General features: G+C 29.2%; 12 protein-coding genes and 1 riboswitch. All 12 genes read right to left on the bottom strand.

What is annotated here, in order from left to right; translation table 11 throughout:
- Positions 1-8: 8 nt before the first annotated feature.
- Complete coding sequence (flgC, locus tag RSD37_RS09425) at positions 9-440, bottom strand: flagellar basal body rod protein FlgC (protein WP_346946477.1); 432 nt, start codon at positions 438-440, stop codon at positions 9-11.
- A 2-nt stretch (positions 441-442) separates the two neighbouring features.
- Positions 443-820 carry a flagellar basal body rod protein FlgB gene (flgB, locus tag RSD37_RS09420; RefSeq protein WP_346946476.1) on the bottom strand — a complete coding sequence of 126 codons (378 nt, stop codon included), beginning with the start codon at positions 818-820 and terminating at the stop codon, positions 443-445.
- Positions 821-1033: 213 nt separating this feature from the next.
- Positions 1034-1117, bottom strand: a riboswitch (cyclic di-GMP riboswitch).
- A gap of 106 nt (positions 1118-1223) precedes the next feature.
- Entirely contained in the window at positions 1224-2069 is an 846-nt protein-coding gene (locus RSD37_RS09415; RefSeq protein WP_346946475.1) for a flagellin, read from the bottom strand.
- A gap of 1013 nt (positions 2070-3082) precedes the next feature.
- Entirely contained in the window at positions 3083-4102 is a 1020-nt protein-coding gene (pseG, locus tag RSD37_RS09410; protein WP_346946474.1) for a UDP-2,4-diacetamido-2,4,6-trideoxy-beta-L-altropyranose hydrolase, read from the bottom strand.
- Between the two features lie 52 nt (positions 4103-4154).
- Positions 4155-5204 carry a pseudaminic acid synthase gene (pseI, locus tag RSD37_RS09405; protein ID WP_346946507.1) on the bottom strand — a complete coding sequence of 350 codons (1050 nt, stop codon included), beginning with the start codon at positions 5202-5204 and terminating at the stop codon, positions 4155-4157.
- Between the two features lie 6 nt (positions 5205-5210).
- Positions 5211-6077: a methionyl-tRNA formyltransferase gene (locus tag RSD37_RS09400; protein ID WP_346946473.1), complete on the bottom strand. Its 867-nt coding sequence runs from the start codon at positions 6075-6077 to the stop codon at positions 5211-5213.
- A gap of 36 nt (positions 6078-6113) precedes the next feature.
- Entirely contained in the window at positions 6114-6857 is a 744-nt protein-coding gene (locus tag RSD37_RS09395; RefSeq protein WP_346946472.1) for a glycosyltransferase family protein, read from the bottom strand.
- An 8-nt stretch (positions 6858-6865) separates the two neighbouring features.
- Entirely contained in the window at positions 6866-8053 is a 1188-nt protein-coding gene (gene pseC / locus RSD37_RS09390) for a UDP-4-amino-4,6-dideoxy-N-acetyl-beta-L-altrosamine transaminase (RefSeq protein ID WP_346946471.1), read from the bottom strand.
- A gap of 3 nt (positions 8054-8056) precedes the next feature.
- Positions 8057-9121 (bottom strand): UDP-N-acetylglucosamine 4,6-dehydratase (inverting), encoded by a 1065-nt coding sequence (pseB, locus tag RSD37_RS09385; protein ID WP_346946470.1) that lies wholly within the window; start codon positions 9119-9121, stop codon positions 8057-8059.
- A gap of 321 nt (positions 9122-9442) precedes the next feature.
- The gene (locus RSD37_RS09380) at positions 9443-9784 is read right to left on the bottom strand and encodes a hypothetical protein (protein ID WP_346946469.1); all 342 of its coding nucleotides are present in this window, start codon (positions 9782-9784) and stop codon (positions 9443-9445) included.
- Positions 9785-9802: 18 nt separating this feature from the next.
- Complete coding sequence (locus RSD37_RS09375; protein ID WP_346946468.1) at positions 9803-11023, bottom strand: 6-hydroxymethylpterin diphosphokinase MptE-like protein; 1221 nt, start codon at positions 11021-11023, stop codon at positions 9803-9805.
- Between the two features lie 9 nt (positions 11024-11032).
- Entirely contained in the window at positions 11033-12763 is a 1731-nt protein-coding gene (locus tag RSD37_RS09370) for a 6-hydroxymethylpterin diphosphokinase MptE-like protein (protein WP_346946467.1), read from the bottom strand.
- Between the last annotated feature and the right edge of the window lie 63 nt (positions 12764-12826).

Genomic DNA, 12826 nt, shown 5'->3' with positions numbered 1-12826 from the left:
CTATCCTTCTATTTACCTATTTCTAAAGTTTTCATAAACATAGTCTTTTGTGCATTCATAGCATTTATATTTGCTTCGTAAGCTCTACTTGAAGCTATAAGTTCCACCATTTCATTTGAAATGTTTACATTTGGCATAGTTACAAATCCTTCTTCATCAGCATCGGGATGACTTGGATTATAAACCTTTGTAAGTTCTGAATCATCATCAATAACTCCTACAGCTTTTATACCTTGTAGCTTTTCTTCTGACTTGTTTGTGGTTCTATTATATTCTTTTTCTAAATTTTCTTGAAATACAGCTATTTTCCTTACATAAGGCTTTCCATCTTCACCTCTTGTAGTTCCTGCATTTACAATATTAGATGAAATAGTATCCATTCTTAGTCTTTCAGCAGAAAGTCCACTAGCTGAAATTCTTAATCCTCTAAATGCCTCCATTTTTAAACCCCTCCTTTTATAACCTTACTTGTTCCATTAAGTTTTCCACTGGCAAACCTCACTAAAGATTCATACATCATAGTATTGGCAGCCTGACTTGTCATTTCTGATTCAATATCTACATTATTTCCATCCTCTCGCATAGAACTGGTAGTATCTCTTTTTATCTTAACCTTATCATTATTAGTACTTATATGTCTTCTATCTGTAGTTTTTAAACTACTAGTAACAGTATTATCCATAACCTGTTCAAATGGAACATAATGTCTTTTATAACCCTTCGTATTTATATTTGCAATATTATTAGCAATGGCTTTATTTGCTTCAACGGTAACCCCCATAGATTTCTTCAACAGACTATAAATCTGATTTTCTGACATGATTTCCCTCCTTTTTTATCTGTTTATTATATATTCTTAATAATTAGACAAAAATGTCATAATTCCTTCTTTTTTTTTTAGAATTTCTTATATAAGATTATATAACATAAAAAAACTACTCGAAAGAGTAGCTTAAATGCTAATTAAAGGCATAACTAGAAATAATATTACATTTCTACAATTACCTAAAAAAACAAAAAGTATAAATTACTCTTTGGCAACTGGCTGGCATAGTGTTGCACTTTAGCCCCTATAGCTTTGCGTCGCTAGATTTCCCTAGTTTTGCCTATTAAATTTTGTCTTACAATTCAAATTATATATTATTTTTTACCATATTTCAACATTTTTTTAACATTAACTTCTTAATTCTTGTAGAAATATTCATATTTGCCTCTTTTACCTATTATCTTCCAACATTCTCCAATATTTTCAATATATCCTGTGGAAACTGATTTGTCTGAGCCATCATAGCTAATCCTGAATCTACTAATATAGAGTTCTTAGAATACTCTAGCATCTCAAATCCAATATCTGCACCTGTAATATCAGCCTCTGCACCTTCAATCCTAGATTCAAGTTTATCAGTATAGGTAGCAGTAGATTCCATCCTATTGCTGATAGCTCCATATCTACTTCTTCCACTATTAAGAAGATCTATAGCGTTATCTAATCTATTTAAGCTATTATCAATGTCCCCGGTACTAATTTTACCATTATCATTATCTTCACTATCTCTTAACCCAAGGCCTACCGCCGTAAAATTAAAAGTAGGTAACTTTACTATATCCTCACTGGTTGCCCCAATAAGTAAATTTATCATATCATCGGGTTTATTATTGCTTCCCAACAGTTTTACTCCATTCATCTCCGTATTATTTGCAGTGTAGGTTATATGTTCTAGATTTTGATTTATTTCCTCTTGAATAACACGTCTATCCTCTTCTGTTGTAGCTCCACCTGCTTGAACCATAAGCTCTCTAGCTCTTTGCAATGAATCACTTATGCCTTGCATACCACCATCTGCAATTTGAAGAAGACTTGTACTATCTTGAATATTTCTATTTGCCATTTGAAGTCCTCTTATTTCAAGTTTTAGCTTATCGCTCTTTGCTTTAGCATTAGGGTCATCTCTATAACTCCTAATCTTGGTTCCAGAACTTACATTTCCATAAGCCTTAGACTGAGCCTCCAAATTCTTAGTATAGCTATTAAATATTCTCATTGCTGGCATATTTCTACTTAATCTCATATTATCACTCCATTAAAATTACTTTTACTTGTATTATCGATTATTACCACGAATACTTGATATGAAACCAACACATTCTACCAACTGATAATCATAATTATCACTTAATTCCATTATACTTTATTAATTCCAATAATTCCACAATAAATTCTACAAAGTAACATTAATTTATCAATTATTCGTTACGTAAGCTGTAGTGATATTGTATATAGTGATGTTAGAGGTTTGTAAGCATATTCATTTGGTGTCGTTAGTCATTGGGTGAGGCATCTTATAGAAATACAAATAAAATTTATGATGTGAGTTTTAATGTTCATTAGAAATGAGTTTAGTTTTCTATCAAATGTTATGACTACATTATACAAGGAGGTACATTGTTAATAGCGGTAATTTTTTGACGGTTACCTTGGATTTTTCACTCATCATCAAAATACAGACTTCTCCTGTTCCTTATAAAAGCCTGTACCATACTCCTGTAGCTTATACGCCGACAGCCATCAGAACAGTAATCAGGTTTCTTTCAGATTTATCCCATCAGTGTAAAAATCTACTAGTTCTGACTGTACTTCGTATTAACAATGCTTCATCAGCTCTTCACTTTCGTTCAGCTTTATGGCACTCACCTGACTAATTTATTTAGCTTTTTGCCTTTACGCTCAGCACCATAACTTTTGATTACAGCACCTAAAAGTGGTTTGAAACCTACACCTGAATATCGATTTCGAGGGGCCATCCCTCATCTTTTATAAAGTATGAATTGGCATTAACCAATTCTTCAGGACATACTTTGACGCTTACACTATTTTCAGTAAAAATTGAATTTTATCGATAAAATTATAAATGCCGCTAATCCCTTATGACTAAAATGATTAGCGTCTAATATTTTTTTCAAGTGCTAAATCTCCGACGTATTGACATATCCAAATCAAATTTTTTCATTATATCAGTACTAATTGAATTTTATATGTTGCTATCTAAAAATTATTTACTTATATTATTGGTGCTATATAATCTTAATTTAACATATTAAGTATTTCTCTTGCCAAGCATTCTACTCCATAAGTATTTATTTCCTTTCGTCCAATCTCCATCATTTCTTTTCTCTTCTCTTGATTATCAATCATTGTATTAACTATACATTTAAATATTTCAATATTATTCAAAATTAATTCTTCAGTATTAATTATAATCTTTTTGCTATCCATAACTTCTGCAATTCTCTTTTGATTATCAGCTACTACAATACCTATGGTAGGCACCTTCATAGCACTTAATTCATACAAGGTAGAACCACATGCGGATATAGCTAAATCACATTTTTTCATAACTTCAGACATAATTGCATTTTTATGTGTTATAACATTTAATTTTTCATTTTTAAAATTCTCTACTTTTTTTATAAGTTCTTCTTCAAAGGCTCCACCTAGTATAACATGAACATTTCCATCAAAATCTATTAACGATTCTAGAACTTTTAAAGTAAGGTAATTATCATCCATACCACCTAGCGTTAATATTATGTCCTTAACCATATTCGGTATTTTCTTTGTAACGTTATTTCTAAATTCTTCTCTTAACATAATATACTTGCTACCTAGTAAAAGCTTTGTTCCTTTATTGGGCTTAGTATTATATGAATACTCCTTTGCATTAATGTTTTGATTTATAATTATGTCTGTATTTATTCTGCAAATATTTATATCATCTACATATACAGTTTTAGTAAAGTAACTATTTAATATATCAAAATATTCCTCATCTACATCATAGCTATCTGTAATTAATAAATCAGCCTGTATCTTCTGTTGATTTTGTATAATATCTTTAACCACATTGTTTGATGTGATTTCATGAACTTTAAACCCACATTCTTGGACTTTTCTTATTCCCGGAAGATATTTATAATCATCATATTTGCATATAAAAGAAACTTCACATTCATTCCTTAATTCTTTTGCAAGAACTAACATCCTCATGATATGTCCCATTCCAATGCCTTTACCCCCATCAGCTCTAATCAATATTTTTTTCATATTCTCACCTTTAAAATTTATTTTATTTGAATATAAATCAGTAGGTATACACCTACTGATTTATATGTTCCCACTTCAAAGGAGTTCCCATTTCATAATTCCCTCTAAATGTTTTACCCAATATATCCCTTAAGAACTTTGGAGGTAATCCATAGCCTGGCCTAATTGACCTAATATTTTCCTTTGTTATAGTATCCCCAACTTTTACATCATCGACGATAAATAATGATCTTGCAAATAACCTGCTTTTAACCTTTTTATCCGTTAGTTCATAATCCACAATTCCCATAGCACTTTCTGTTTTTCTTATTGATTCTACCATAGCTTTAAATTCATTCGGTGTTAATGAAAACTCAGCATCTGGTCCACCTATACTTCTATCTAATATAAAGTGTTTTTCCAATACTTTTGCTCCCAATGCTACTGCTGTAATCGGAACTTCAATATCCATAGAATGATCTGATAATCCAGAAATCACCTTGTATCTATTAGCTAAGTATGGTATGGTCTTCAAATTAGCATCTTCCACATTAGCTGGATATTGAGAAGTACATTTTAATAATATAACTTCATTATTTCTCATTCTTTTGCATGCTGAAATAGCATTTTCTATTTCTTCGCTTGTAGCTATACCTGTTGATATTATTACTGGCTTACCTTTTGATGCTATGTATTCTATTAAATCAATATCAGTTATTTCAAATGATGCTACTTTATATGCCGGAACATTTAATTTTTCTAAAAAATCTACTGATGTTCTATCAAATGGACTTGAAAAACATGTAATGCCAATACTCTTACTATACTCTAACAACTCTGGTTGCCATTCCCACGGAGTATATGCCTCTTGATACAATTCGTATAATGTTTTCCCATCCCAAAGTGTTCCTGTATTAATCTTAAAATAGCTCTTATCACAATTAATAGTTAACGTATCTGCTGTGTACGTTTGTAATTTAATTGCATCTGCGCCACAATCTTTTGCAGCCTTAATAGTTTTCTTTGCTATTTCTATGTCATTCCCATGATTAGCAGACAGTTCTGCTATAATATAACACCTTGACTTATTATCTATTTCTCTATCTCCAATTTTCACATTTATAACTCCTTACTTTTGATTTTCACACCACTCATATTCTTTAGCAACTAACAATCCATCTCTTACTTTAATTACTATTTCATTGTTTCTCTCAACAAACTGTCCATTGTATCTAATATTATATTTATTTATATTATTATCAATAATTTCTGCTTTCCAAATAATTATCCTTTTCCCATCTACTTTTACAAATGAGCCTGGATAAGGTTTAGATACCGCTCTTATTAAATTCATTATTTCATTAGAGCTTTTATTAACATCTATTTCTCCATCCTTTGTACTTCTTTTACCATAATAAGATCCCTTACTGATATCTTGAGTAACTGCAACAACTTTATTGTTTTCAATTAATTTTACTGCTTCTAATACTATTCCTGGATAAATACTTTTTACACTATTAAGTACATCGCCTATATAATCTGTGTCCTTAACCGCTATTCGTTCTTGGATAATTATATCTCCAGTATCTATCCCCTCTTCTATATAATGTACAGTAACTCCAACCTCTTTTTCACCACTTAAAATTGCCCAGTTTAATGGTGCTCTCCCCCTGTAATTAGGTAAAAGTGAAGCATGTGTATTTATACATCCCTTACTAGGTAAGTTAATTATATCACTCTTCAATATTTGTCCAAAATTAACCGAAGTAATTAAATCTACATTTAATTTTTTAACACTATTTATAAAATTTATATTATTAATATTAGATTCTCTATATAATTTTATGTTATGCTTATTAGCAATTAAATCTACTCCACTATACCATTCATTATCTGTTTCAGTAACTACTACACCAACTATATTAATATTATTCAAAATTAGATTTTCTAATGTAATTGCACCTAATTCATGGCCACCCATAAATAATACATTCATTTATTCCGTCCCCCTAGTATTTAATTAATACTTAAATTATTCACCCAACTTTTTCTGCTCTATATCCCTATTAATGGATACTATTTGAGGGTTATTCTTTAGTAATTTTATAACTTCATTCATAGAAAAATATTCTCCATTAGTAAATAAATCATTGTATATTCTAGTTATTACTTCTAAATCCTCTACTGTATCCAATGTTACTCTGTATTGTGAATAGTCTTCAGCATTTTTATATGAAAAGATTTTATATCCATTACTCACATCATATAAGTAAGGTGTTACATGCTCTCTTTCATATTCTTCTTTCGCATTATTGAATGCTTCTTCTAATGCCTTGAATGTAAATATTTCTGCATCGTATCCTCTTGGAAATGTTCTTTCTATAGTATTGTTAAGGTAATCAATATTCTCGTCTTCATTTTTTTGCATAAATACATTAACCATATCTGTTAAAATATTATAATCTATACATGGACAATCACTTGTTACCCTAATAACAACATCTGCATTATTTTCTTTTGCTGCATAATAATACCTAGATAAAACATCTTTTTCTGACCCTCTAAAATATTTTACTCCAAGTCTATTAGCTTCATCTACAATCTTATCATCTTGTGTTTCAACAGTTGTTGCAATGACTATTTCATTTATGTTATCGGCTAGTCTTAACCTGTTTACATCATGCTCTAGAACTGTTTTACCACATATATTTTTAAGTACTTTCCCTGGAAGTCTTGAAGAACCTACCCTAGCTTGCATAATACATACTATCTTCATATATTCTCCTACTTTCTATAGAAATCTGTTACTTTTTTTACAGCCTTAATTACATCTTCTATATCCTTATCTGTCATTGATGGAAATAATGGTATTGTTATAATCCTATTATATAAATCTTCTGCTGCTGGACATAGACCTTTCTCATAGCCAAGATTTTTATAGTATGGATGTAAATATACTGGCATATAGTGAACATTAACCCCTATATTTTCCTTTTGTAATGCCTCAAATATTTCTTTTCTTCCCACTGTCAATTTATCTAAATTTAAAGCAATAACATAAATATGCCATCCTGAATTAGAGAACTCTGCTTCAAATGGACTAGTAATCTCTTTCAGCTCTTTAAAAGCCTCATTATATATGTTTACTATTTCTCTTCTTCTACATATAAATTTATCTAATTTATCCATTTGAGAAATTCCTAGTGCACACTGTAAATCTGTAATTCTATAATTAAAACCTAACTCTAATTGTTCATAATACCATGGTCCATGGTTATCAACTAAAAATTCTGGTTTTCTTGTTATACCATGACTTCTAAATCTAAGCATTTTTTCATATAAATCCTTATCATTAGTTACAACCATACCACCTTCACCTGTTGTTATTGGCTTTACTGGATGGAAACTAAACTCTGTAATATGCGCAGTAGCTCCGACTTTTCTCCCTTTATATTCACTTCCTAGTGCATGAGCTGCATCTTCAATTACAATTAAATTATGTTTCTTTGCAACTTCCATGATCCTATCAATATCTACTCCTTGACCTGTCATATCTACTGGTATTATTACTTTAGTTTTGCTAGTTATTTTTCTTTTCATATCTTCTATATCTATATTATAGGTCTTTGGATTTACATCAACAAAAACTGGTGTACCACCACAATACAATACACAATTAGCAGATGCTGCAAAGGTTATTGCAGGTATTAAAACTTCATCCCCAGCACTAATTTCAGCTACAGCACAAGCCATATGCAACGCTGCAGTTCCATTTGCAATACTTACTGCATATCTTACTCCAATGTATTCTGCAACTTTTCTTTCAAACTCTTGAGCCTTTGGACCCGTTGTAATGAAATCTCCCTTTAGCACCTTTATTACGCTTTCTATATCACTATCGTCTATTGACTGTCTGCCATAGGTTAAATAATTATCTCTTACTGGAGTTCCTCCATTTATAGCTAATTTCATTAATTAACACTCCTTATCGACTTCTGTAGCTACTTGTTGTTCAGCTTCGTAGTTATATGCATTAAATAATCCTAACGCTCTCATTTCTCTTCTTAAGTCTTCAACTGACAACCATTCTACATTAGTGCCAGAATCATATTCAAACCCTGGTTCAATCAACTTTCCACCTGATGTAAAGTGACTATCAAAATGCCACCAATCAAAGTGAGGATAAACTATGTAATGTTTTTCATACTCATATGTAGTTCTTGAATCATCTTTAGTTACCATAACTTCATGAAGTTTTTCACCTTCTCTAATACCAACTTCCTTCATTTCAACATCCTGTAGCATAGCCTTTGCTAAATCCGTAATTTTGAAAGATGGAATTTTAGATATATAAGTCTCTCCACCCTTAGACTCTTCTAAAGCTTTAAAAACTAAATCTACACCTTCATCTAAAGTTATCCAAAATCTTGTCATGTTAAAATCAGTGATTGGTAACTCCTTTTGTCCTGCTTTTATTAATGATTCAAAGAATGGTATAACAGAGCCTCTACTTCCCGCTACATTACCATACCTTACAGCTGAAAATACAGTTCCTCCATCTCCCGCATATGCATTAGCCGAAATAAACAGTTTATCTGAAACTAATTTTGTTCCTCCATAAAGATTTATTGGATTAACCGCTTTATCAGTAGATAGCGCTACACACTTTTTAACACCTCTGTCGATACATGCATCTACTATATACTGAGCCCCATTAATATTTGTTTTTATTGCTTCAAATGGATTATACTCACAAGCTGGCACTTGTTTCATCGCCGCCGCATGTATAACATAATCAACTCCTGCAAAAGCTCTATACAATCTATCTTTATCTCTGATATCTCCTATGAAAAACCTGAGTTTGTTTACTTTTTCAGGAAAATTCATTGCAAATTCCTTCTTCATTAAATCTTGTTTAAATTCATCTCTTGAGTATATTATTATTTTTTTAGGATTATATCCTCTTAATATTCTTTCTGTAAACTTCTTTCCAAAAGAGCCTGTTCCACCTGTTATTAATATAACTTTATCATTTAACATATCTTTTCTCCTTCTTTAAATACATTTACCTTTTGTTGTATATTTTTATAAAAATAACACCTTAGTATTTGATAATTCCATAGTTTATATTTAAATTATCGACTCAATTTAACAAAACTTGATATGAAATAAAAAAGTGGCATAAGCCACTTTTTTCGTAACACCATATTGAAGATTTATACTTACCATCACTTTTATTCGTAATTTCATTACTACAGTTAGCTTTATACTATATAATATCTTAATCTCATTAAAGTTAACCTTTACTATTTTACTATCTTATTCAAAGTACTACAATACTTGATTTCAAATATCTAATAACTAGAATTTCACCAAAATCCCCTGTATATCTTTAATTATTGTTACTACTTCATATGCAAGTATATCAGCTACTAATACATAATCTTCATTTTCCAACCCCTGAACTACTTCTTCTAACTGACTATTCAAATTTACAACTATGTCATTACTGTTTACCTCTAATGGTAAAAGTAAAAGAATATCTGTTATATATTCTATACCTTCACCTATTAAAGGTATCATTTCTATACCCAGTTTTTCATTTCCGCATTGTATGTATTGTACTGCTTCATTTATTCCAGCTATTAGTCTTTCAATATATTCTTTAGCTGTATTCAAAACTTCTATTTCTTGATTATTCATGTAAATCTACTCCTTCACTTATATATTTTTTAAAACATCTTTAAACTCTATATTCTTAGCACCTTCTATGAAAGCTCCTTTACTGCAATTGTAGAATTGGATATTACTAATATTTTCTCTAATTATTAACTCTATTTGTAACTTAAAATAGTTATATGTTTCAGATGTTAATATTTCTCTCCCATTAACATCTTTAATTGTTATATTAGTTTTTGTAAACTTACCTTGATCCTCAATCCCATAAAGCTTTTCAATATCAGAATGGTGTGACTTACCATCTATTAGACATAAATCTTGCCCAATTAATATTATAGTTTTAGGACAACACTTTGTTGCTATACTCAATGCAGCTGCCCCTACTGTTTTCCCTGTATTTATAACAATATTATTCCCTATTGATTCATTATAAAAAATATATTTAGGTCCATTGTATTTAGATACAGCCTCTTTAGATGCCGTTGATAAAAAGCATAGTGGAATTCCAATTTTTTCCAACCCTTTAATCTGATTATAAACAATTTCTTGTCCATCAATTAAAACGAACATATCAGGTTTTATTCCAGCCTTAACTATCTTTGTTAATGAACTTCCCACTGAAACTATAATGAATTTTTTTCTATTCATCTTTATATTTTCAAGTTCTAGATCCAAAGATGGACCTGATGTCAAAACTAAAAAAGGTTTATTTAAATTACCAATATCATTTAATATCTTTTCAATAGGCATACAATTTTCTTTTATATTACTTTTATAATTATTAATAAGCATACTACTATTCCGATTAATATTCTCTTTATTAAGTTTATACCACTTTATAACATTATACATATCTTTATACTCTTCTTTTATAGTTTCTAATGATGGTCTATGTATTATTATATCATCTACCAAATTTAAATATTCCGCAAATATTTCACAAAATTTTTCTTGATTATTATCAACTATTGTAATCCTTTTTTTTTCAAATATTGATGGATTATATTCCTTACATATATTTATTAACTCTTCATTTAATTCAAAAATAACAATTTTGCTATTCTTATTACTTTTTTTCAAACATTCCTCTATATGATATCCTAAACCTATTCCATATATTAATATAATATCGCCTTTTAAAACCTTACTATATGGTTCTATAAATTTAACGGCTTCATCTATTGGATCATATTTACTATGTAAATATAAATTATTATATTTAATTGTAGGATATGATGTCTTTGTTTTTATTATTTCAATCATACATTCACCTTATTGTAATAGTTTTTTAATTTCATATTCCATTTTAGGTATAACAATATCCATAAGTTCTACAGTTGCCACATAAATATCTTCATTTTTATCAAATCTTTTCTTAATAACCTCACTCTTACTATCAATTAAATTAATTAAATATTTTTCATTATTATTTATAGTATACATTACATCAAATTCTAAATCACTTAGTATTTCAGCATTTGCATAACTAGCTTTTAATCTTGTCTCCAACTTATTTAACTTCCTATTTAAATCATTTAATTTTCCATTTTTATTTGAATAATATGCTGTTTTATACTCTTTAAATACTTTAATTGCTTCTTTAGCTACCTTTTTAGACTCCTTCATCGAAAGCAATATATTCTCCAATTCATTAACAATTTTTATTTTTCTATTTTTATCTTCATTACCTACTACTACAGTTTTTCCAAAAGCATTTACACAATATTTGTCTAACACATCTTGTAATTTCATAACTATGGTTCCGCTAATATTAGCTCCACCCTCTGTCGCATTTATAAATGTTACATCTTGTTTTCCTTTTATAATTTCTTCAAATTGAGTCCTGAAAACATTTAATACTAAACTAGTTCTAACTTTATTCCCATATATATCATCTACATATATATCATCTTCTCTTCCATATCCATTCATATTATTCTCACCATGATCAATTCCATCTGCATGGCCTTTATCATTAGTATATGCTAAATCTTGACCAATGAATATTATGGGATCACATCCCATTTGCATGGCAAAATATGTCATAGAATGAGCAACAGAGCCACCGTAATCAACGGAATCTATTTTATCATCAAATGCTCTTTTAATAAATTTATTTCTAGCCGTAACTATTTTTTCCCCCTTATGTTTTTGGGTTGCTTTAGAATTAGTTGTTTCATTCATTAATAAAGGACACTCTACACTATCTATCCAATCCTTCACTATATTAAATGAACTTTCACCTGCATCTACTATTGCAAGAAAATCTGCTTTTATATTTCTTTCACACAATGCCTTTAATGGTCTTCCACCTGTTAATATTATATTATTTGTATTATTTTTTAACAAATCTATGTTTCTATTTAAAGATGGTCCTGCCGAAACTATTATGGCAGGTTTTCCTTTATACTTATTTTTATATTCAAATATAGACTTACCAGTTGTATAAAACTTCATATTTTCTAGCAGAGTATAATACCATTCCACTGAAAATCTTTTTCTCGTATTTCTTTCTACACAAACTTTAACTATAAAATCTTTTATTACAATAAAATATTCTTCCAATTCTTTTGAATATAATTTTGAATAATTAGTGCTTTCTATAATCTTTAAAAATTCAACATTCATTTCACTTATTATTTTATTAGCACTATCCAACATGCCATTTACTTCAGTAGTAATTATAATATCATCCCTTTTAATTAAATCATCAACAATTTTTTTTTCACGAACAAATTTTAATAATTCTTTATCTACTTCAACTATTATTATTTTACTATTCTTATCTTTTCTTTTAATTAATTCTCTTATCAAATTTCCTGTGCCAATACCAAAAACTATATAATTGGTGTTTTCAGTAATAATACCTTGTTCTTCTATGATTTTATAATTTTCTTCATTCTCTCTATATTTACTTCCTATATACATTTTTCTATTGTTTTTATTTACTCTTAAAATATTGTAATTATCCTTTGTTTTATCTAAGGTATAACACATTTCCATAATATCACCTCATAAGTATTATCGAAATCTTTTTAATATACTTAATGGGTAAAAAAAAAGAGT

The organism is Clostridium sp., assembly GCF_036646415.1.
Classification (GTDB): domain Bacteria; phylum Bacillota; class Clostridia; order Clostridiales; family Clostridiaceae; genus Clostridium_J.
Note: the sequence above shows the minus strand (reverse complement) of the source record. Positions and strands in the feature narration are given on the sequence as shown.